This is a genomic window from Mesorhizobium sp. WSM3868, assembly GCF_002294785.1.
Taxonomy (GTDB): Bacteria; Pseudomonadota; Alphaproteobacteria; order Rhizobiales; family Rhizobiaceae; genus Mesorhizobium.
This window is the reverse complement of the sequence record NZ_NSGB01000002.1, coordinates 391,614-412,563: the sequence shown is the minus strand read 5'-3', so window position 1 is coordinate 412,563 and position 20,950 is coordinate 391,614. Positions and strand designations below refer to the sequence as shown.

18 protein-coding genes are annotated in these 20,950 nt (G+C 64.7%); 9 read left to right on the top strand and 9 right to left on the bottom strand.

Annotation, left to right across the window (positions count from 1 at the left end; all coding sequences use genetic code 11):
• The first annotated feature begins 93 nt into the window (after positions 1-93).
• From rpe to CK221_RS05255, 3 genes are all read left to right on the top strand, one after another.
• The gene (gene rpe / locus CK221_RS05265) at positions 94-771 is read left to right on the top strand and encodes a ribulose-phosphate 3-epimerase (RefSeq protein WP_066996092.1); all 678 of its coding nucleotides are present in this window, start codon (positions 94-96) and stop codon (positions 769-771) included.
• A 260-nt stretch (positions 772-1,031) separates the two neighbouring features.
• Entirely contained in the window at positions 1,032-1,775 is a 744-nt protein-coding gene (locus tag CK221_RS05260; protein WP_066996094.1) for a GntR family transcriptional regulator, read from the top strand.
• A 61-nt stretch (positions 1,776-1,836) separates the two neighbouring features.
• Positions 1,837-3,363, top strand: coding sequence for a malonyl-CoA synthase (locus CK221_RS05255; protein WP_095776950.1), 1,527 nt, complete (start codon positions 1,837-1,839; stop codon positions 3,361-3,363).
• Between the two features lie 195 nt (positions 3,364-3,558).
• On the opposite strand, the gene nagA is transcribed toward CK221_RS05255, so the two are convergent.
• The 4 genes from nagA to CK221_RS05235 form a co-directional block, all read right to left on the bottom strand.
• Positions 3,559-4,719 carry an N-acetylglucosamine-6-phosphate deacetylase gene (gene nagA, locus CK221_RS05250; protein ID WP_095776949.1) on the bottom strand — a complete coding sequence of 387 codons (1,161 nt, stop codon included), beginning with the start codon at positions 4,717-4,719 and terminating at the stop codon, positions 3,559-3,561.
• On the bottom strand, positions 4,716-5,747 hold the full coding sequence (locus CK221_RS05245; protein ID WP_095776948.1) for an SIS domain-containing protein: 1,032 nt from the start codon (positions 5,745-5,747) through the stop codon (positions 4,716-4,718). The genes nagA and CK221_RS05245 overlap by 4 nt, the downstream gene beginning before the upstream one ends.
• Positions 5,744-6,523, bottom strand: coding sequence for a GntR family transcriptional regulator (locus CK221_RS05240; protein ID WP_067324046.1), 780 nt, complete (start codon positions 6,521-6,523; stop codon positions 5,744-5,746). Before CK221_RS05240 ends, CK221_RS05245 begins: the two co-directional genes overlap by 4 nt.
• 90 nt (positions 6,524-6,613) lie before the next feature.
• Complete coding sequence (locus CK221_RS05235; protein ID WP_095776947.1) at positions 6,614-7,495, bottom strand: N-acetylglucosamine kinase; 882 nt, start codon at positions 7,493-7,495, stop codon at positions 6,614-6,616.
• Between the two features lie 199 nt (positions 7,496-7,694).
• On the opposite strand from CK221_RS05235, the gene CK221_RS05230 reads away from it, so the two are divergent.
• From CK221_RS05230 to CK221_RS05205, 6 genes are all read left to right on the top strand, one after another.
• Positions 7,695-8,603 (top strand): N-acetylmuramic acid 6-phosphate etherase, encoded by a 909-nt coding sequence (locus tag CK221_RS05230; protein ID WP_095776946.1) that lies wholly within the window; start codon positions 7,695-7,697, stop codon positions 8,601-8,603.
• Between the two features lie 52 nt (positions 8,604-8,655).
• Positions 8,656-9,915 carry an ABC transporter substrate-binding protein gene (locus CK221_RS05225; protein WP_095776945.1) on the top strand — a complete coding sequence of 420 codons (1,260 nt, stop codon included), beginning with the start codon at positions 8,656-8,658 and terminating at the stop codon, positions 9,913-9,915.
• A gap of 228 nt (positions 9,916-10,143) precedes the next feature.
• Positions 10,144-11,073: a sugar ABC transporter permease gene (locus CK221_RS05220; RefSeq protein ID WP_066996121.1), complete on the top strand. Its 930-nt coding sequence runs from the start codon at positions 10,144-10,146 to the stop codon at positions 11,071-11,073.
• Between the two features lie 8 nt (positions 11,074-11,081).
• The gene (locus CK221_RS05215; RefSeq protein WP_066996124.1) at positions 11,082-11,921 is read left to right on the top strand and encodes a carbohydrate ABC transporter permease; all 840 of its coding nucleotides are present in this window, start codon (positions 11,082-11,084) and stop codon (positions 11,919-11,921) included.
• On the top strand, positions 11,918-12,979 hold the full coding sequence (locus tag CK221_RS05210; protein WP_095776944.1) for a Gfo/Idh/MocA family oxidoreductase: 1,062 nt from the start codon (positions 11,918-11,920) through the stop codon (positions 12,977-12,979). The genes CK221_RS05215 and CK221_RS05210 overlap by 4 nt, the downstream gene beginning before the upstream one ends.
• 15 nt (positions 12,980-12,994) lie before the next feature.
• Positions 12,995-13,993 carry an ABC transporter ATP-binding protein gene (locus CK221_RS05205; protein ID WP_095776943.1) on the top strand — a complete coding sequence of 333 codons (999 nt, stop codon included), beginning with the start codon at positions 12,995-12,997 and terminating at the stop codon, positions 13,991-13,993.
• A gap of 181 nt (positions 13,994-14,174) precedes the next feature.
• Here the strand turns inward: CK221_RS05205 and CK221_RS05200 are convergent, their stop codons facing one another.
• From CK221_RS05200 to CK221_RS05180, 5 genes are all read right to left on the bottom strand, one after another.
• Positions 14,175-15,020, bottom strand: a complete 846-nt coding sequence (locus CK221_RS05200) for a fumarylacetoacetate hydrolase family protein (protein ID WP_095776942.1) — start codon at positions 15,018-15,020, stop codon at positions 14,175-14,177.
• Positions 15,021-15,259: 239 nt separating this feature from the next.
• A complete protein-coding gene (locus CK221_RS05195; protein ID WP_095776941.1) occupies positions 15,260-15,991 on the bottom strand; it encodes an SDR family oxidoreductase in 732 nt (243 codons plus the stop codon).
• Positions 15,992-16,192: 201 nt separating this feature from the next.
• The gene (locus CK221_RS05190; protein ID WP_095776940.1) at positions 16,193-18,568 is read right to left on the bottom strand and encodes an aldehyde dehydrogenase family protein; all 2,376 of its coding nucleotides are present in this window, start codon (positions 18,566-18,568) and stop codon (positions 16,193-16,195) included.
• A 165-nt stretch (positions 18,569-18,733) separates the two neighbouring features.
• Entirely contained in the window at positions 18,734-19,783 is a 1,050-nt protein-coding gene (gene deoC / locus CK221_RS05185; protein ID WP_095777094.1) for a deoxyribose-phosphate aldolase, read from the bottom strand.
• A 142-nt stretch (positions 19,784-19,925) separates the two neighbouring features.
• Positions 19,926-20,753, bottom strand: coding sequence for a ferredoxin--NADP reductase (locus CK221_RS05180; RefSeq protein ID WP_066996144.1), 828 nt, complete (start codon positions 20,751-20,753; stop codon positions 19,926-19,928).
• Positions 20,754-20,950 lie beyond the last annotated feature (197 nt).

The following is a 20,950-nucleotide window of genomic DNA, read 5'->3' as shown; positions in this document are numbered from 1 at the left end:
ACACGCTTCCCCTTGGCCGGACGATGGTCTAGGCAGACCCGCGTGCCAGCGCGCAGCACAGCGCGCCGATGAGGATGCCGGGAGAAGCCTTTCATGAGCAAGAAGACCCTGATCGCACCATCGGTGCTGGCGTCGGACTTTTCGAAGCTCGGCGATGAGGTCGAAGCGGTCGCGGCGGCCGGAGCCGATTGGATCCATCTCGACGTGATGGACGGCCATTTCGTGCCCAACATCACTTTCGGCCCACCGGTGATCAAGGCGATCCGCAACCGGACAAAAACCTTCTTCGACTGCCATCTCATGATCGCGCCTGCCGACCCCTACCTGGCGGCCTTTGCCGAGGCCGGCTGCGACGGCATAACGGTGCATGCCGAGGCCGGCCCGCATCTCGACCGTTCGCTGCAAACCATCAAAGGTCTCGGCAAGAAGGCCGGTGTCTCGCTCAACCCGGCGACGCCCGAAACGGCGATCGAATATGTGCTCGACCGGCTCGACCTCATCCTGATCATGACCGTCAATCCCGGCTTCGGCGGCCAGGCTTTCATCCCGGCGATCGTCGACAAGGTGCGAAAGGTCAAGGCGCTGATCGGCGAGCGCCCGATCCGCATCGAGATCGACGGCGGCATCTCGCCAGAAACGGCGCCGCTGGTGACGGCCGCCGGCGCCGGCGTGCTGGTGGCCGGCGCGGCCATCTTCAAAGGCGGCACAGTGGAAACCTATCGGGCAAATATCGAAGCGATCCGCTCAGCCGCCGACAAGGCCGCCCGTTAAAGACGTCGACAGTGCGTTCCTAGCAAAGCCGCCTCGCTAACTAAGGGCTGTTCAGTATACCGAGTTATGTCAAGTCTCCCTCCGACGTCAGCCTTTTTTCAAGTGGATTTTACTTTATTCGTAATTGACCCCGCCTTGTCTTAAAGTACGAATATCGCCATCATACGTTTTTAGGCGGCAGTGCTCGGCTGTAAGATACATCGTATGAAATTGCTTGGCCGAGGGACCCTGCAAAACAGGGGCCGGCAACAGGAGTCAAATTGCCATACGGGAACGCCGATACGGGCGAAGGCAAGGGTGCCAAGAGCACGCTGGCCAGTTCGGTCTACCATCAGCTCCGCGAGGACTTGCTGCGGGGAGCTTTGGAAGCCGAGGGCAAGCTGCGCGTCGAATGGGTCGTTTCCCGGTATGGCGCCGGCGCCTCGCCGGTGCGCGAGGCGCTGAACCGCCTGGCCGCCGAGGGATTGCTCGGCCGCCACGACCAGCGCGGCTTCTTCGTGATGCCGGTCAACGCGGCCGAGCTGGAGGAGCTCACCCGCACGCGGTGCTGGCTGGAAGAACGCGCATTGCGCGAATCCATTGCGCACCGCACGGCGGAATGGGAAGAACAGCTCGTGCTCGCGCTGCATCGCCTGGCGCGCGCCGAACGCCGCCAGCCCAACGACCCGGCAGCCAACAATCCGGAATGGGAGAAGCTGCACCGCGCCTTTCATCGGGCGCTGATCTGCGCCTGCCGCTCGCATTGGCTGATCGGCTTTTGCGACCAGCTCTCCGACCAGGCTTCCCGCTACCGGCTGATCTCGCAGCGCGGCCCCGGCTCCGAACGCGACGACTTCGGCGAGCACCGCACGATTGCCGAGCGGACCATGGACGGCGACGCCGACGGCGCGGTCGAGGCCTTGCTCAGTCACTACCGGCTGACGGCGGAGATGTGCATGGCGCAGCTCAGCCCAGGCGACGGTCCGCGGGCTCGCGCAGGCAAGGCCGCGCGCGGCCGCAAATAGCTGCCCATCGCTGACAAATCTGATATTCGCTCTGGCCGAGCTTTCGACGCCGGGGGACTACATGACCAATCACCTGTTCGACGCGTTTCGCGCCAGCATGCCGGCGCCTGGCCGAGTGCTGATGGAGACGGATGACGGGCGTTCGATTTCCTATGCCGACATGCTGGCGCGGTCCGCGCAGTTTGCGCACGCGCTGGTCGCCGCTGGTGTGTTGCCCGGCGATCGCGTCGCCGTGCAGGCGGAGAAGATCCCTGAAGCCTTGCTCCTCTATCTCGCCTGTCTGCGCGCGGGCGCCGTCTTCCTGCCGCTCAACACCGCCTATACGCTGCCGGAGCTCGACTATTTCTTCCGCGACGCGGAGCCGCGGCTGGTCGTGTGCGATCCGGAAGAGGTGAAGGATGTGCAACCGCTTGCCGCATCGGCGGCGGCGGCGACGCTGACGCTAGGCCGCGACGGACAGGGCACGCTTGCGGACCGTGCGGCGCTGCAGCCGGCGGATTTTGCGGATCTGGAGCGCGGCCCCGACGATCTTGCCGCCATCCTTTACACGTCTGGCACGACGGGCCGCTCCAAGGGCGCCATGCTCAGCCACGAGAACCTCGCCTCCAACGCGCGCGTGCTGGTGGATTACTGGCGCTTCAGCGGCGATGATGTGCTCATCCACGCGCTGCCGATCTTCCACACGCACGGCCTGTTCGTCGCGACCAACGTCATCCTGATGGCCGGCGCAAAAATGCTGTTCGAGCGGAAGTTCGACCCGGCCCGTGTGATTTCGCTTCTGCCGCGCGCGACCGCGCTGATGGGCGTGCCGACCTTCTATGTGCGGCTCCTGCAGCAGCAGGGCCTGACGAAGGATGCGGCCAGCCGCATGCGGCTGTTCATCTCCGGTTCGGCGCCGTTGCTTAGCGAGACGCATAATGCCTGGCGCGAGCGCACCGGCCACGCCATCCTCGAACGCTACGGCATGACCGAAACCAACATGAACACCTCCAACCCCTATGACGGCGAACGGCGCGCGGGCACGGTCGGCTTTCCGCTGCCGGGTGTCTCGCTGCGTGTCGCCGACCCCGAAAGCGGCAAGCCGCTAGCCCAGGGCGAGATCGGCATGATCGAGGTGAAGGGCCCGAACGTCTTTGCCGGCTATTGGCGGATGCCAGAGAAAACCAAGGCCGAATTCCGCGACGACGGCTTCTTCATCACCGGCGACCTCGGCCTGATCGATACCGGCGGCTATGTCCACATCGTCGGCCGCGGCAAGGACCTGATCATCTCGGGCGGCTACAACGTCTATCCTAAGGAAATCGAGAGCGAGATCGACGCGCTTGCCGGCGTTGCCGAAAGCGCGGTGATCGGGGTTGAGCATCCCGACTTCGGCGAAGGCGTCACGGCCGTCGTGGTGCGCAAGCCGGGCTCGGCAATCAGCGCAGCCGATATCGCCGACGCCATCGCCGGGCGGCTGGCCAAATACAAGCATCCAAAGCAGGTGATCTTCGTCGACGAATTGCCGCGCAACACGATGGGCAAGGTGCAGAAGAACGTTTTGCGCGAGGCGTTTAAGGATATCTACCAATCCAGGCCGCAGAGCTAGGACCAGTGCAAACGCCCGGTAGCTTCGTCATTTTGGGGCGGAGCAAGGAGCGAAGCGACGCGCGCAGACCCTAGCATCCATGCCTTAAAGCCAAAGCATTGCAACGATTACAGAATTCTGCACCCGTTGCGCCCCACCGCAGAGGTCACGGCATGGATCCTCGGGTCAAGCCCCGAGGATGACGAAGGAAGAGGCCTACGCCGCAAACACCTTCTCGCCGCCGATCCAGACATTCTTGACGTCCAGGTCTTCCGACAGCCCGACAATGTCCGCTGCGGTGCCGTTGGCGAAGCGGCCGAGGCGATGCGCCTGGCCGATCGCTTCGGCGGGATAGAGCGAGGCCATGCGGAGCGCCTCGTCGAGATCGAGCCCGACCACGCGATGGACAAAGCGCACGGCGGAAATCATGTCGAGATCGGCGCCGGCCAGCGTGCCGTCGGCAAGCCTGAGACTCCCGTCCTTGCGGTAGATGGTACGGCCGTTGAGGGTGAAGGATGTCATGTCGGTGCCGATCGTCGCCATGGCGTCGGTGACCAAAAGGATCTTGCCCGGTCCTTTCTTGGCATTGAGTGCAAGCGTCATGGTGCCGGGATGGACATGGATACCGTCCGCGATGATGCCAGCGTAGAAGCTGCCGGTGTCGATCGCCGCTCCGGCCAGTCCCGGCTCGCGATTGCCGATCTGGCTCATGGCGTTGAAGAGATGGGTGACGACCGTGGCGCCGGCCTCGGCGAAGGCCGTTGCCATGGCATAGCCGGTGTCGGAGTGGCCGAGGCTGACAACGATGCCGGCCGCGGCCAGCGCCGTGACCCGGGCCGGCTCGACCGATTCCGGTGCGACCGTGGTGAGCAGCACCGGCAAGCCCTGACGCGCCGCGACCAGCGCAGCCTGGTCGGCGTCCGTCATTGGCCGGATAAGAGCCGGATCATGCGCGCCCTTGCGCGCGACGGACAGATGCGGACCTTCGAGATGCAGCCCAAGAAAACCCCGCACCTTCTTCCGGGCGGCCACGGCGCCGGCGGCGACCGCGGCGGCGGTGATCGCCGGCGTGTCGGTGATCAGCGTCGGCAAGAGCGCCGTGGTGCCGAAGGGCGCGTGCGCCCGGCAGATGGTCTCGATCGAGGCGACATCGGGATGGTCGTTGAGCATGACGCCGCCACCGCCATTGACCTGGATGTCGACGAAGCCGGGTACCAAGAGGCCGCCACCGGTCTCGGCACGGGAGACGCCCGATGGCACGGCGCCGGTGGGCAGAATGGCCTCGACCATGCCGTCCTTGACGACAAGGGCCGTATCGTCGTGCCAGTCGGCCCCGTCGAAGATACGGGCGCCGGTGAGGGCGAAACGGTCGCTCATACGGTTTCCGTCACCTTGCGCAGATTGCGTGGCGCATCCGGATCGAGGCCGCGATGGCGGGCGAAGGCCTCGACGAAGCCATAGAAGGACACGATCAGCGGCAGCGGATCGGTTAACGGATGGCCGGTTGCGACATACGGCAGCAGCCTGGCTGCCTTCGCCTTGTCGGAGGTGACGAAAGCGGCCGCGCCTTTGGCCGTCAAGCTGTCAGCGGCCTCGGCCACCGAAGGCTCCGACGCGTCCCGGGCAGCAAGCGCCAGGACCGGGAAGCCCGGCCCGACCAGCGCCAGCGGCCCATGCATGACCTCCGCGGCGCTATAGGCCTCGGCATGCATGGCGCAGGTTTCCTTGAATTTCAGCGCCGCCTCGCTGGCGATCGCGAAGGATGGGCCGCGGCCGAGGATGAACAGCGAGCGCGGCGTTTCGAGCGCGGCGGCGAGCGCCATCCAGTCGCAGGCAATCGCCTTCTCGAAATGCTCCGGCAGACGGGCGAGCGCGGCAAGCAGCGCCTCATCGCCAGTGCTGTGCGCCATCAGCGCCAGGGCGGCGACGGCCGAATTGACGAAGGTCTTGGTGGCCGCGACGCTGCGCTCCGGGCCGGCGAGAATGTCGATGGCGTAATCCGAGGCGCGCGCCAGCGGCGAGTCGGCGGTGTTGGTGATGGCGACGGTGAGCGCGCCGCCGGCTCTCGCGGTTTCGGCCATGGCGACGATGTCGGGACTCTTGCCCGACTGCGAGATCGCCAGACAAGCCGAGCCGCGTAGCCTCAGCTTCGCGCCATAGATGGAAGCGATCGACGGGCCGACGGACGCGACGGCGAGGCCGGCCGTCAGCTCCACGGCATATTTCATGAAGGTGGCGGCATGGTCGGACGAGCCACGCGCCACGGTGACGACGAAATGCGGATCGCGCTCGCGAAGGCCGCGGCCGGCCTCGGCCAGCACCTTGGCCGAGCCGTCGAGCAGGCGGGCGGTGGCCTGCGGGATCTCCTCGATCTCGCGCCGCATATGGGTGGCGGTTGCGATCATGGCCGGCTCTCCTCTCCCGGCCCGGTCAGCCGGAGTTCCGCGACGAAGTCATAGGCGTCGCCCCTGTAGATCGAGCGCGTGAACTCGATCACCTTGCCGCTCGCCAGATAGGAAATACGTTCGATATGCAGACCGGCAACCCCCGGCGGCACTTCGAGAAGGCGCGCGTCGCCGTCGCCGAGATTGGCGGCCGAAATGCGCTGCACGGCCCGCACCGGGCGGTTGCCGGTCAGTTCCAGCGCCGCGTAGAGCGAGGAGCCGATCGCTTCGGGGTCGGGAAGCACGCTCGCCGAAATCGCGGCGCGCTCGATCGCCAGCGGCGTGTCGTTGGCGATGCGCAGGCGCGCCACGCGCGCCACCAGCTCGCTCGACGACAGGCCGAGCACCATCATCTCGTCCGGCGAGGGCGCATAGAGGCCGCGATCGAGCCAGGCCGAGCGCACGACCATGCCGCGGCGCGCCATATCCTCGGTGAAGGAGGTGAGCCGCGACAGCGACTGCTCGACACGTTCCATGCGCGGGGCGACAAAGGTGCCGGAGCCATGGCGCTGGACGAGAATGCCGCCCTTGACGAGATCCTGCACGGCCTTGCGCACAGTGACGCGCGAAATGTCGGCCTTGCTGGCTATATCGCGCTCTGAAGGCAGCGCGTCACCCGGCCCGATCAGGCCGCGATTGACCGCTTCCTCGATGCTTTTTCTCAGCTGCAGGTAAAGCGGCGCTCCGCTCTGCGAGGATTCTTTCAGCATAGCGAAGATCTGGTCGGCGGCGCTCATCGCGGCGCCTCCGGCAGCATAGCGAAGATCTGGTCGGCGGCGCTCATCGCGGCGCCTCCGGCAGCATAGCGAAAATCCGGTCGGCGGCGCTCATCGGGCGCCTCCGGATTTGCCCGCGAAGATGCGCGCGGCCATCTGCACCGCGCCGCCGAGCGCATCGTCAAGCGGGGCCTTCAGCAGCGCCTGATAGCGCGCCGACAGCCGCGGCGCGTAGAGCGGCGCCAGGCCGCCGAGCAGGCATAGCGGCGCGTCGTCGGCGAGTTCGAGCGCGCCCAGCGAAGCCTCGACATCGGCAACCGCCTTATCGAGGATCCAATTGGCGACGAGATCGCCCTTTTCGGCATGCTCGAAGACTTTTGGCGCGAAACCGCCGAAGTCGCCGGGCTTGGCGTTGGTGGTGAACTCGACCACGTCCTCGGGATTGTTGCGGAAGACGGCAAGCATGGCATCCGTCAGCGGCGAGCCGAGGCGGATGCCGTCATAGGCAAGGAGCGTCTGCTCGAGCAGGTCGCGGCCGATACGGGCGCCGCTGCCCTGGTCCCCGACCTGAAAACCCCAGCCGCCGATGGCGCGGGATTTGCCCGCTTTGCGCGCCATATAGGCGGTGCCGGTGCCCAGGATCGCCATGGCGCCGTCGCCGGAGCCGACGGCGCCTTCGAGCGCGATCTCGGCATCCGTCTCGACGCGGCTTTTGCTGAACGGCAGGATCGCTTCCAGCTGCTGCCTGTAGGTGCCGACATTGGCTCCGGCGAGGCCGAGAATGGCAGGCGTCTCGGGGATCAGCTCCGGATCTTCACCGGCGGCCACGAAAGCTTGCCTTGCCGCCTCGACGATGTTTGCGCGCGCACCGGTAAGGTCGGTGCGGATATTGGCCGCGCCGCTCTTGGCGCGGCCAACGACAGCGCCGTCGGCGGTCGCAAGGGCCGCCCTGCAGCTTGTGCCGCCGCCATCGATGCCAAGCACGAATTTCACGCGATTTTCTCCTCGTCGCGGATAATACCAATAAAATACCAATAGCCAAGCGTTAATTTCGGTTCAAAAAAGATTAAGGCGTATTTGATTGAAAGACATGGAAATTTGACCCCGGTGCGCTCCGGGGCATGAAAACGCGATGAGGGATGTGGACAAGTGGTATTTTTTTGGTATTGTTCGATCAGTTGGAGGAAAGCGGATGGTCGAGACGCGCACGGAAGCGCTTCATCAGAACGCCGCGGGGCTGGATGTCCAGACCCCGGATGCCATCCTTTCATTCCTCGCCAATGCGCAGATCGAGGCCGCCAAGGCCGTGCACGGCGCCATCCCGGCCATAGCCGAGGCCGCCGAACTTGTCGCCAGACAATTGAAGGGTGGAGGCAGGCTCGCCTACGCGGCAGCCGGCAGCTCCGGCCTGATGGCTGTCGCCGATGCGCTGGAACTTCCCGGCACATTCGGTATCGCGCGTGACCGCATCGCCATCCTGATCGCCGGCGGCGACGCGGCGTTCCGCACGCTTGCCGGCGGACCGGAAGACGATACCGAGGAAGCCGCGGCAGCCGTCGCGAATGCCAATATCGGCAAGGGCGACTGCCTGATCGCCATCTCGGCCAGTGGCTCGACGCCCTATGCCGTCCAGGCGATCGGCGATGCGCGGCGCCGGGGCGCGGCGACGATCGCGATCGCCAACAACAAGGGCGCGACGCTGTTCGGTGAGGCCGACGTCGCCGTCCTGCTCGAGACGCCGCCGGAGCTGATCGCCGGCTCGACGCGCATGGGCGCGGGTACAGCCCAGAAGATCGCGCTCAACATGCTGTCGACGCTCGCTGCCGTCCATCTCGGCCATGTGCATGACGGCTACATGGTCAACCTCGCCGCCGACAACATCAAGCTGCGCGACCGCGCGGTGCGCATGGTGGCCGCCATCAGCGGACGCAGCCGCGAAGATGCGGCGCGCCTGCTCGAAGAGAGCGGCGGCCGCGTCAAGACTGCCATTCTGCTCGCCGCGGGTGCTGCCAATGCCGATGCGGCCGAGAAGATACTGGAAAAAACCGGCCAGAAGCTCAGGCCGGCGCTTTCCGCGATCGAGGGGAGCAAGGCGCGCTAGCCGCTGTTCTCATCAAAACCGAACCTGAAAAAGGTCAACAGGGAGACTGGACATGACGACCAAACTACTGACGGCACTTCTCATCGGCACGAGCATTCTCGGCACCACCGGGATGACCCTTGCCGAAGACGTCACGCTCAACATCGAGAGCTGGCGCGGCGACGACCTGACCATCTGGAAGGACAAGCTGATCCCGGCCTTCGAAGCCAAGAACCCTGGCATCAAGGTGGTGTTCGCGCCCTCGGCGCCGACCGAGTATGACGCGGCACTCGGCGCCAAGCTCTCTGCCGGCTCGGCGGGCGACCTGATCACCTGCCGCCCCTTCGACAAGTCGCTTGAGCTGTTCAAGAAGGGCAACCTCGCCGACCTCTCGTCGCTGCCCGGCATGGACAACTTCTCTCCAGTCGCCAAGGCCGCCTGGCAGACCGACGACGGAAAGTCGAGCTTCTGCGTGCCGATGGCTTCGGTCATCCACGGCTTCATCTACAACAAGGACGCCTTTGACAAGCTCGGCCTCAAGGTGCCGACGACCAATGAAGAGTTCTATGCCGTGCTCGACAAGATCAAGGCGGACGGCACCTACATCCCGATGGCGATGGGCACGAAGGACCTTTGGGAAGCCGCGACCATGGGCTACCAGAACATCGGCCCGAACTACTGGAAGGGCGAGGAAGGCCGTCAGGCGCTGATCAAGGGCGAGCAGAAGCTGACCGATCCGCAGTGGGTCGAACCCTACAAGGAACTGGCCAAGTGGAAGCCCTATCTCGGCGACGGTTTCGAGGCGCAGACCTATCCGGACAGCCAGAACCTGTTCACGCTCGGCCGCGCCGCCATCTACCCGGCCGGCTCCTGGGAGATCGGCCTGTTCAACACCCAGGCGCAGTTCAAGATGGGCGCCTTCCCGCCGCCCGTGCAGAAGGCCGGCGACACCTGCTACATCTCCGACCATACCGATATCGGCATGGGCCTGAACGCTGCCTCGAAGCACCCGGAAGAAGCCAAGAAGTTCCTGTCCTGGGTCGCTTCGCCGGACTTCGCCAACATCTACGCCAATGCGTTGCCGGGCTTCTTCAGCCTGAACAACACGCCGGTGAAGATGGAGGACCCGCTGGCGCAGGAATTCGTCTCCTGGCGTGGCAAGTGCAAGTCGACGATCCGCTCGACCTACCAGATCCTGTCGCGCGGCACGCCGAACCTCGAGAACGAGACCTGGGTGGAATCGGCCAACGTGATCAACGGCACCGACACGCCGGAAGCCGCGGCCAAGAAGCTGCAGGACGGCCTCGACAGCTGGTACAAGCCGGCGAAGTAAGGCTTTAGCCATTCGAACCGGCCGGGCGCTGCCCGGCCGGCCTTCGGACAGATCTAGATAGCGATTGTCGGCGCCGCCTCTCGGTCTTACCCTCACCCTTGCGGGAAGACGAAGCCGCACTGTCGCTGGCCTTGTCCCTCGCATCATGGGGACAGTCAGGCCGCCGTGCATCGAGGCATCAGCCAAGCACCATCGACCTGGAACCGAGAGACGGCGGGGACCGAACTCATGGCCGCACAAACACGACCCAAGAAACCGATCCGCTGGCATATCGGCGTCTTCCTGGCGCCGGCGGTGCTCGTCTACACGGCAGTCATGATCCTGCCGCTGTTCGGCACCCTGCAGCTTTCCCTGTTCCGCAACATCAACCAGGCGCAAGTGTTCGTCGGGTTCGACAATTTCCACACGCTGTTCGGCGATCCCAACTGGTCGGTGAATTTCTGGAACGCGCTGCGGAACAATGTCTGGTTCTTCATCATCCACATGCTGGTGCAGAATCCGATCGGCATCCTCTTGGCGGCGCTTCTCTCCAGCCCGAGACTGCGGTTTGCCGCCTTCTATCGCACCGCGATCTTCGTGCCGACGATCCTGTCCTTCGTCATCGTCGGCTTTGCCTGGAAGCTGATCCTTTCGCCGATCTGGGGCGTGGCGCCGCATCTGCTCGACTTCGTCGGGCTGAAGAGCCTGTTCACGCCTTGGCTCGGCAAAGAGCAATATGCGCTCACCGCGCTCAGCCTCGTCTCGGTCTGGCAGTTCGTCGGCATCCCGATGATGCTGATCTATGCAGCGCTTCTGTCGATCCCCGACGAGGTGATCGAGGCCGCCGAATGCGACGGCGTCACCGGGATGGCGCAGTTCTGGAAGATCAAGCTGCCGCTGATCCTACCTTCGATCGGCATCATTTCGATCCTGACCTTCGTGGGCAATTTCAACGCCTTCGACCTGATCTACACCGCGCAAGGGGCGCTCGCCGGTCCGAATTATTCGACCGACATCCTCGGCACCTTCCTCTACCGCGCCTTCTTCGGTTTCCAGCTGCAGGTCGGCGATCCCAACATGGGTGCCGCGATCGCCACGATCATGTTCCTGATCATCCTCGCCGGCGTCTGCGTCTACCTGTTTCTCGTCCAGACGCGCCTGCGTCGCTATCAGTTCTGAGGCGCGCCATGAGCACCGCAACACATTCGCTTCCCCGGACCATCGGCGCCCATGCCGTTCTTTTGACCTACACGGTGATCGCGCTGTTCCCGGTGATCCTGGTCATCATGAACTCGTTCAAGTCGCGCGCCGGCATTTTTGGCGCGCCGCTGACGCCGCCGACGCCGAAAACCTTCGACCTGATCGGCTACACCACCGTGTTCGGCCAGGGCGACTTTCTGCATTATTTCCAGAACAGCCTCGTCGTCACGGTCGCCTCGCTGTTCTTCGTGCTTCTGTTCGGCGCCATGGCCGCTTTCGCACTGTCGGAATACCGCTTCCGCGGCAACACGATGATGGGGCTCTATCTCGCGCTCGGCATCATGATCCCGATCCGCCTCGGCACCGTCGCCATCCTGCAGCTGATGGTGGCGAGCGGGCTGGTCAACACGCTGACCGCGCTGATCCTGGTCTACACCGCGCAAGGCCTGCCGCTCGCCATCTTCATCCTGTCGGAGTTCATGAAGCAGGTGTCCGACGACCTGAAGAACGCCGGCAGGATCGACGGGCTGTCGGAGTACACGATCTTCTTCCGGCTGGTGCTGCCGCTGGTGCGCCCGTCGATGGCGACGGTCGCCGTCTTCACCATGATCCCGATCTGGAACGACCTGTGGTTCCCGCTGATCCTGGCGCCGTCGGAAGAGACCAAGACGGTGACGCTCGGCGCGCAGCTCTTCCTCGGCCAGTTCGTCACCAACTGGAACGCGATCCTGGCGGCGCTCTCGCTGGCGATCCTGCCGGTGCTGATCCTCTACGTCATCTTCTCGCGGCAGCTGATCCGCGGCATCACGTCAGGAGCCGTCAAGTGAGTGCAGAACAGCCTCTTCGCGTCGTCGTCGCCGGCCTTGGCAATATGGGCCGCAGCCATGCGCTGGCCTATCACGCCAATCCGGGCTTCGAGATCGCCGCGCTCGTCAACCGTTCCGAGGTGCCGCTGCCGGATGGGCTCGCGGGCTATCGCATCAGGCGCTCCTTCGAGGACGTGCTGCGCGACGAGAAACCGGACGTCGCCGCCATCGCTACTTATTCCGACAGCCACGCCGACTATGCGGTGCGGGCGTTCGAGGCCGGCTGCCATGTCTTCGTCGAGAAGCCGCTGGCGACCACGGTGGCGGACGCCAGGCGCGTCGTCGATGCCGCCAAAGCCAACGGCAGGAAGCTGGTGATCGGCTATATCCTGCGCCACCATCCGTCCTGGATGCGGCTGATCGCCGAGGCGCGCAAGCTCGGCGGGCCATACGTATTCCGCATGAACCTCAACCAGCAGTCCTCCGGCCACAGCTGGGAAACGCACAAGCAGTTGATGCAGACCACCCCGCCGATCGTCGATTGCGGCGTGCATTATCTCGACGTGATGCTGCAGATCACCGACGCCAGACCGGTCGAGGTGCGCGGCATGGGCGTGCGGCTCAGCGATGAAGTGGCGCCCTCGATGTATAATTACGGCCACCTGCAGGTGCTGTTCGAAGACGGCTCGGTCGGCTGGTACGAGGCCGGCTGGGGACCGATGGTTTCGGAGACCGCCTTCTTCGTGAAGGACGTGATGTCGCCCAAAGGCTCTGTGTCGATCGTCATGAAGGAGGGCGTTAAGTCCGACGACATCGACACGCACACCAAGACGTCGACCATCCGCCTGCACAGCGCCGCGACCGGGCCGGACGGAAAGTTCATCAAAGAGGACGAACTGCTGTCGATGGAAGGCGAGCCGGGGCACCAGGAACTCTGCGATCTTGAACAAGCCTTCCTGCTCAAGGCCATCCGCGAGGACATCGACCTGACCCGCCACATGGAGGACGCGGTGAAGTCGCTCGCCGTCTGCCTCGCCGCCGACCAGAGCGTGCGCACCGGCGCGCCAATCAAACTCTAGAACAAGGACGAAGCCGTGGGCTCGCTGAACATCGAGAACGTGAAGAAGGCATTCGGGCCGGTCGAGGTGCTGAAGGGCATCGACCTCGAGGTCAATGACGGCGAATTCGTCGTCTTCGTCGGCCCGTCCGGCTGCGGAAAGTCGACGCTGCTGCGCGTGATCGCAGGGCTAGAGGATTCGACCTCCGGGCGCGTGGTGATTGACGGCGACGACGTCTCCGTCACGCCGCCCGCAAAACGCGGCATCGCCATGGTGTTCCAGACCTACGCGCTCTATCCGCATCTGACGGTGAAGAACAATATGGGGCTCGGCCTGAAACAGGCCGGCACGCCTTCGGCCGAGATCGAGCGCCGCATCAAGATCGCTTCCGCGATGCTGTCGCTCGAGCCCTATCTCGAGCGGCGGCCGGCGGAGCTGTCGGGCGGGCAGCGCCAGCGCGTCGCGATCGGCCGCGCCGTGGTGCGCGAACCGAAACTGTTTCTGTTCGACGAGCCGCTGTCCAACCTCGACGCGGCGCTTCGCGTCAACACCAGGCTGGAGATCGCGCAGTTGCACCGGCGGCTAAAGGCAACGATGATCTACGTCACGCACGACCAGGTCGAAGCGATGACGCTGGCCGACAAGATCGTCGTGCTCAATGCCGGCCGCATCGAGCAGATTGGCAGCCCGATGGAGCTCTACAATGCGCCGGCCAATGAATTCGTCGCCGGCTTCATCGGCTCGCCGAAGATGAATTTCATCGACGGCGCCAAGCTTGGCGAGACGGCGAAGACCGTCGGCGTGCGCCCGGAACATCTGACCGTCGATGCAAAATCCGGCGCCTGGAAAGGCACGGTGGTGCATGCCGAGCATCTCGGCGCCGACACCAATCTCTATCTCGACTGCGAGAAGGCCGGGCTGCTCACCGTGCGGATCTTCGGCGTCTACAATGCCGAACCGGGCGCGACGCTCTATGCAACGCCGGATCCGGCGAAGACGTATCGGTTCGGGGCAGATGCAAGGGTGTTGAAGTAGCGCCGGCCTCCCCTTCTCCCCTTGCGGGAGAAGGTGGATCGGGGCGCAGCGCCGAGACGGATGAGGGGTGCTCCACCGGAGTGCGACGCTTACTTCTGCAACGCGGAGATCGTTCCAACACCCCTCATCCGGCCGCTTCGCCGCCACCTTCTCCCACAAGGGGAGAAGGTGAGGTCTGCGCTTACTCGTCCGCCTTGAAGGTCTGCTTCTGCTGGCCCATGCCCTCGATGCCGAGCTCGACGACGTCGCCGGCCTTCAGGAACACCGGCGGCTTCATGCCCAGCCCGACGCCGGGCGGCGTTCCGGTGGAGATGATGTCGCCGGGATGCAGCGACATGAACTGGCTGAGATAGGAAACCAGATATTTCACGCCGTAGACCATCGTCTTGGTCGAGCCGTTCTGCATGGTCTTGCCGTTGACCGTCAGCCACATTTTGAGGTTCTGCGGGTCGGCGATCTCATCGGCGGTCACCAGCCAGGGGCCGATCGGGCCAAACGTGTCGCAGGACTTGCCCTTGGTCCACTGGCCTTGGCGCTCGGCCTGGAAGGCTCGCTCGGAAACGTCGTGCGCAACGCAATAGCCGGCAACATAATCCAGCGCGTCGTCCTCGCTGACATACTTCGCCGTCTTGCCGATGACGACGCCGAGTTCGACTTCCCAGTCGGTCTTGACCGAGCCGCGCGGGATCAGCACGTCGTCATCCGGCCCGACGATAGCCGAACTCGCCTTCATGAAGATGATCGGCTCCGGCGGCACTGTGGCGCCGGTCTCGGCAGCGTGGTCGGAATAGTTGAGGCCGATGCAGATGAATTTCCCCGTGCCGGCGACGCAGGCGCCGATGCGTGGGCTACCGGAAACAGCCGGCAGCGATTTCGGATCGAGCTTCGACAGCATCTCCAGCGAAGCCGGATGCAGCGCCGTGCCGGCGATGTCGGCGACATAGGCCGAAAGGTCGCGGATCGTGCCATCCTGATCGAGCAGGCCGGGACGCTCGCTTCCCACCTCGCCATAGCGCAGCAACTTCATCTTTTCTCTCCACCTTGCGGCCAAAGACCGATTCGCAAAACTTTCCGCCACGACCTCATGCGAAAATCGGGCGGACCCTAGCCATCAGCCTGGTACCCCGCAAGCGCGGACTCCGCGCAGTCGGTCGGCAGGCTGGATTTTTCAGACTTTTCGATGCTTCCGATGAACGCGTAGACCCGATCCGATCTTCCTGTTCGCCCACTACCACTGCGAACCGCCCCCAATTTTCGAAACGGGCGTCAGATCGACCAGCCGCCATCAATATTGTAGGCCTGCCCCGAAGTGTAGGTGGCGCCCGCCAGATAGACGGCGAGATCGGCGATTTCTTCCGGCGTGCCCAGCCTTCCCATCGGCTGGCGGGCGATGAAGGCGGCGCGCGCCGCCTCATAATCGCCCTGCGCATGCATGCGGTCCTGCAGCGACGGGCTTTCGACCGTGCCCGGACAAATGGCGTTGCAGCGGATGCCCTCAGCCACATAGTCGGCGGCCACCGCCTTGGTGAGGCCGACGACCGCCGCCTTGGTCAGGCCGTAGACGAAACGGTTCGGCACGCCCTTCTGCGAACTTGCCAGCGATGCCATGTTGATGATCGAGCCGTCGCCGCGCTCCAGCATGCCGGGCAGCACGGCGCGGATGGTGCGGATGATAGAGCGGACATTGAGATTCAGGGCGAAGTCGAGATCGGCATCCGTCATTTCGAGGATCGACCCCGAATGGACGAAGCCGGCGCAATTGAACAGAACATCGACCGTGCCGATCTCGGCGAAGGCCGATGTGACGGCCGCGTCATCGAGCACGTCGAGCTTGCGGGTTTTTATGCCGGAAGTCTTGCCGAGTTCGGCCAAAAGCTGCTCGTTGATGTCGGTGGCATGAACGGTGGCGCCGGCCTTGGCGAAAGCCAGCGCGCTCGCCCGCCCAATGCCTTGCGCCGCCGCGGTGATGACGACCACTTTGCCTGCCAGATCCGCCATGCTTCCCTCCGGTGTCGCAAGCTTTCTTAGTGGCGGCCAGACGGGATGCAATGTGCCAGGCGAGCCTGACCGCTATTCCGTAGGCCAATTGTTTTTTCTGGTTAAAGAACACATGCCGATGCGTCAAGCCTCGAAGCCTGCGGCAAACGCGCCGAATTTGCGGCGCGAGTGTCGTCAAACCAGACCCGGTCTGGAACGCGCTTAGTCGCCGTAAGGCACCCAGACGTTCTTGACCTCGATGGCGCGGCGCAGGACGGCCTCGCCAGCCGCCTCGCTCGATGTCCAGTCGAGGCTGCGGCCATTGCCGGTCCAGACGCGCTTGAGGTTGCCGATGGAATCGACCTCCGCCTTGGCGCAGGTGTCGGCATCGGCAAACACCCAGAGCCCATCGACGTCGTCGTGCTTGGCCAGAACGCCGCAGAGCTCGGCGCTGCGGCCGGTGACGATATTGATGGCGCCGGCCGGAATGTCGGAATATTCGATGATCTGGTAGAGATCCGTGGCTAAAAGCGGGTGACGCTCGGACGGCACGGCCACCACGGCGTTGCCCATGGCGAGCGCCGGCGCCACCAGCGAGACGAAGTTGAGGAGCGGCTGATTGTCCGGCGCAACGATGCCGACGACGCCGACAGGCTCGTGCAGCGCAAGCGTCACGGCGCGGGCCGGCGGCTGGTGGACGCGGCCCTCGAACTTGTCGGTGAGGCCGGCATAGAGGAACAGCCGCTCGATGGACTGCTCTACCTCCTCGCGCGCTGCCTTCGCCGTCACGCCGGTGAGTTGGACAAGGCGTGCAGCGAACTCATCAGCACGGCCCGAAAGGTTTTCCGCGAAGTAGTAGAGCACCTGGCTGCGGTTGAAGGCCGTCGCGTCCGGCCAGGCCTTGCAGGCGCGCGCGGCGGCGACCGCGTCGCGGATATCCTTGCGGTTGCCAAGACCGACTTCGCCGGCAAGCTTGCCCTTGGCGGTGGCGACGGCCAGCGCGTAGTTGCCGTCCGGACGCACCTGCTTGCCGCCGATGAACAGCTTTGCCGTGCGGTCGATGGCCATACCGTCAGCCTGCTCGACGACCTGCGCTGAGCCGACTGCGGCCGGCTTGATGGCGGGGCCGACCGGCAGCTTGGCGGCAAGATATTCGAACATGCCTTCGCGTCCGCCTTCGCGACCGAAGCCGCTTTCGCGATAGCCGCCGAAGCCGCAGGCCGCATCGAACATGTTGGTGCCGTTGACCCAGACGACGCCCGCCTTCAATTGCGGCGCGACATGCAAAGCGAGATTGACGTTCTCGCTCCACACCGAAGCGGCGAGACCGTAACGCGTGTTGTTGGCCAGCTCGACCGCCTCCTCGGTGTTGCGGAAGCTCATTGTCGCCAGCACCGGCCCGAACACCTCCTCCTGCGCCAGGATATTAGCCGGCGAAACAGAGGTGGCGAGCGTCGGCAAGTGATAGTAGCCCGTCGTCGGCAAGGCAGCGTCCGGCTGCCAGCAAGTGGCGCCCTGCCTGGCGCCCTCGGCGATCAGGCCCTTGACGCGGTCGAGCTGCGTGCGGTCGACCAGCGGCCCGATGTCGGTGTTCTTGTCGAGCGGGCTGCCGACCCGCAGGCGGCTCATCCTGACCTTGACCTTGGCGATGAAGGCCTCCACGATGCCTTCCTGCACCAGGAGCCGCGAGCCGGCGCAGCAGACCTGGCCCTGGTTGAACCAAATGCCGTCGACCAGTCCCTCGACGGCGCTGTCGAGGTCGGCATCCTCGAAAACGACGAAGGCCGATTTGCCGCCGAGCTCCAGCGACAGCTTCTTGCCCGATCCGGCGGTTGCCTTGCGGATGATCTTGCCGACCTCGGAGGAACCGGTGAAGGCGATCTTCTGCACGCCCGGATGGTTGACGATGGCGGCACCCGCCTCCGGTCCGCCCTGAACGATGTTGACGACGCCTTTCGGCACGCCGGCGCGCTCGCAGATCTCGGCGAACAGTATGGCGGTGAGCGGCGTGAATTCGGCCGACTTCAGCACCACCGTACAGCCGGCCGCGAGCGCGGGCGCGATCTTCCAGGCCAGCATCAGCAGCGGGAAGTTCCACGGAATGACCTGGCCGACGACGCCGACCGGCTTGTGGCCGGGAAAATCCTTCTCGAGCGTCTGCGCCCAGCCGGCATGATGGATGAAGTGGCGGATGGCCAACGGCACGTCGATGTCGCGGCTCTCGCGGATCGGCTTACCGTTGTCGACCGATTCCAACACTGCGAACAGGCGCTGATGGCGCTGCATGGCGCGGCCGATGGCATAGAGCGCTTTCGCTCTGGCGTAGCCCGATGATGCCGACCATTTCGGCAGCGCCTTTGCGGCCGCCGCAACCGCGGCGTCGATGTCGCCGGCGCCGGCATCCGAGATCTTCGCCAGCAGGTTGCCGGAGGACGGCTCGCTGGTATCGAAAGTCTTGCCGCTTGCCGCCGCCTTCCAGGCGCCGTCGATGAACAGCGCCCTGGAGAAATCGCGGCCGGCGAGCCAGGCGTCGGCCTCGTTGCGGGCTTCCGGCGCCGGGCCGTACTCCATGGCGCGATAGCGTTCGAGGATGTTCATGGGGTCGCTCCTTTACCCTTCCCCTTGTGGGGAGGGCCGATCGGCGAAGCCGATCGCGGTGGGGGTGAATGGCTGATGGTCTGGTGCATGGATCAGGCAGATTTGTTTTTCGACCCCCACCCCGCCGCTTCGCGGCGACCCTCCCCGCAAGGGGGAGGGGTTGGCTCACGCCATCGCGTGGCGATGGTTGGCCGAATAGTGGCCGGTCAAATGATGTTCGAGCTGGCGCTCGATGTCGGTGAGCAGGCTGGAGGCGCCGAAGCGGAACAGCTGCGGCTCGAGCCAGGGCCGGCCAAGCTCTTCCTTCATCAGCACCAGCCAGTCGAGCGAGACCTTCGCGGTGGAAATGCCGCCCGCCGGCTTGAAGCCGATCAGATAGCCGGTCTCCTCGAAATAGGCGCGGATGGCGCGCACCATCGCAAGCCCAACGGGAAGCGTGGCGTTGACGCTTTCCTTGCCGGTCGAGGTTTTTATGAAATCGGCGCCCGCCATCATCGCCACCATCGAGGCCAGCATGACGTTGCGCAGGGTGGCGAGATCGCCCGTGCCTAGGATGACCTTGAGATGGGCTTCGCCGCAGGCGGCGCGCATGGCGACGATCTCGTTGAACAGTTCGCGCCATTTGGCGCCGTAAACCAGCCCGCGCGGGATGACGACGTCGATCTCGTCGGCCCCGTCCTTCACCGAGGCCTCGATCTCCTGCAGGCGGGTCGAGAGCGGCGCAAGGCCGTGCGGGAACGCTGTGGAGACGGCCGCGACATGGATGCCTGTGCCACGCACCGCATCCACGGCCGTGGCCACGAAGGGATGGTAAACACAAATCGCCGCGGGGCGGATCGTTTCGTCGGCGATGCCGAGGCCCTCGACGATATCCCGGCGCAGCGGATTGATCGCTTTGGCGCAGAGCCGGCGCACACGCTCGTCGGTGTCGTTGGAATTCAGCGTGGTCAGGTCCATGCAGGCGATCGCGCGCAGCAGCCAGGCGGCCTGGTTGTCGGCCTTGATCGAGCGCCGCTTGGTGAGGGTCGCGACGCGGCGCTCCAGCGCCGAGCGGTTGACGCTGCGCACGGATTCGAGGAAGCCGAGGTCCAGCTTCATGCCAGGATTGCGGGCAATGCCGTGCTCCAGCGGCATCGGCGTGTTGGCGGCGGCACGCGCCGGCAGCGGCATGATCTTGGACGCGCCTGCGCCGGCCTCGCGGATGGTGCTGCTCATCTCCTGCCCTTTCATTCAGCGACGTGCACCGAAGATAGCCCGCGAAGTTGTCCTTCACGAGTCCTTCAGTGGCTCATAGCGGAAAAAGGCGGCAAAAGCAGTAGGTTTTTGACCGCATGGTCAAAACACTGGGAGACGCGCCTCAGCCGACGAAGGCGCGCTCGACGACGAAGCTGGCGGGGTGGCTGAGCGAGCCCTCCTGGAAGCCGAGGCTTTCGGCGAGCTCCTTGACGTCCTTCAGCATGTGCATCGAGCCGCAGATCATGATGCGGTCGGTCTCGGGATTGAGCTTGTCGATGCCGAGGTCGGAATAAAACTTGCCCGAGCCGATCAGGGCCGTGATCCGGCCCATGCGCGCCGACTCCTCGCGGGTCGTCGAATTGTAGAGCGTGACACGCCCGCCGGTCAGCTCGCCGATCAGCGGATCGGTCTCGAGCGCAGCCACCAGTTCCTGGCCGTAGGTGAGCTCGGCGTTGTCGCGGCAGGTGTGGGTGAGGATCACCTGATCGAACTTCTCATAGGTGTCGGGGTCGCGCAGCAGGCTGGCGAAAGGCGCAATGCCGGTGCCGGTCGAGATCATGAACACGCGCTTTGCAGGCGTCAGCGCGTCGAGCACCAGCGTGCCGGTCGACTTCTGGCGCATGATGACGGTGTCGCCGACCTCAATCTTCTGCAACTCGGAGGTCAGAGGACCGTCCGGGACCTTGATCGAGAAGAATTCGAGCTCGTCGTCCCAGGCGGGGCTGGCAACGGAATAGGCGCGGAAGATCGGCTTCTCGGCATTGGGCAGCCCGATCATGACGAACTCGCCGGAGCGGAAGCGCAGCGACTGCGGGCGGGTGATGCGGAACGAGAACAGGCGGTCGGTGTAGTGCTTCACCGACACCACGGTCTCGGCATAGACATTGGCCGGGATCGGGAACTGCAGCGGCTTTGCGCCGGCGAGGTTCAACGCGGATGTCGTGTTCATCAAACCCAACTTTCCGGCGCGGACGCGAGGCGCTGGCGCCAAACTTGCTCATGCGCGCCCGAACGGTCAGGTTCCGACGTGCTCTCTGCACACTGCCAAGCGGTAAGCTCTTGTGTCCGGAATTTATTAGTATACAAATGATCTTCAGGTCAAGATGGCAGCGTAAAACGGCTTTCCAAACCGAGGCATATCCGTAG

Excerpts from the sequence above, each read along its gene's own strand:
- rpe (WP_066996092.1), top strand. The coding sequence starts at position 94 with ATGAGCAAGAAGACCCTGATCGCACCATCGGTGCTGGCGTCGGACTTT.
- CK221_RS05255 (WP_095776950.1), top strand. The coding sequence starts at position 1,837 with ATGACCAATCACCTGTTCGACGCGTTTCGCGCCAGCATGCCGGCGCCT.
- nagA (WP_095776949.1), bottom strand. The coding sequence starts at position 4,719 with ATGAGCGACCGTTTCGCCCTCACCGGCGCCCGTATCTTCGACGGGGCC.
- CK221_RS05245 (WP_095776948.1), bottom strand. The coding sequence starts at position 5,747 with ATGATCGCAACCGCCACCCATATGCGGCGCGAGATCGAGGAGATCCCG.
- CK221_RS05240 (WP_067324046.1), bottom strand. The coding sequence starts at position 6,523 with ATGAGCGCCGCCGACCAGATCTTCGCTATGCTGAAAGAATCCTCGCAG.
- CK221_RS05230 (WP_095776946.1), top strand. The coding sequence starts at position 7,695 with ATGGTCGAGACGCGCACGGAAGCGCTTCATCAGAACGCCGCGGGGCTG.
- CK221_RS05225 (WP_095776945.1), top strand. The coding sequence starts at position 8,656 with ATGACGACCAAACTACTGACGGCACTTCTCATCGGCACGAGCATTCTC.
- CK221_RS05220 (WP_066996121.1), top strand. The coding sequence starts at position 10,144 with ATGGCCGCACAAACACGACCCAAGAAACCGATCCGCTGGCATATCGGC.
- CK221_RS05215 (WP_066996124.1), top strand. The coding sequence starts at position 11,082 with ATGAGCACCGCAACACATTCGCTTCCCCGGACCATCGGCGCCCATGCC.
- CK221_RS05200 (WP_095776942.1), bottom strand. The coding sequence starts at position 15,020 with ATGAAGTTGCTGCGCTATGGCGAGGTGGGAAGCGAGCGTCCCGGCCTG.
- CK221_RS05195 (WP_095776941.1), bottom strand. The coding sequence starts at position 15,991 with ATGGCGGATCTGGCAGGCAAAGTGGTCGTCATCACCGCGGCGGCGCAA.
- CK221_RS05190 (WP_095776940.1), bottom strand. The coding sequence starts at position 18,568 with ATGAACATCCTCGAACGCTATCGCGCCATGGAGTACGGCCCGGCGCCG.
- deoC (WP_095777094.1), bottom strand. The coding sequence starts at position 19,783 with ATGAGCAGCACCATCCGCGAGGCCGGCGCAGGCGCGTCCAAGATCATG.
- CK221_RS05180 (WP_066996144.1), bottom strand. The coding sequence starts at position 20,753 with ATGAACACGACATCCGCGTTGAACCTCGCCGGCGCAAAGCCGCTGCAG.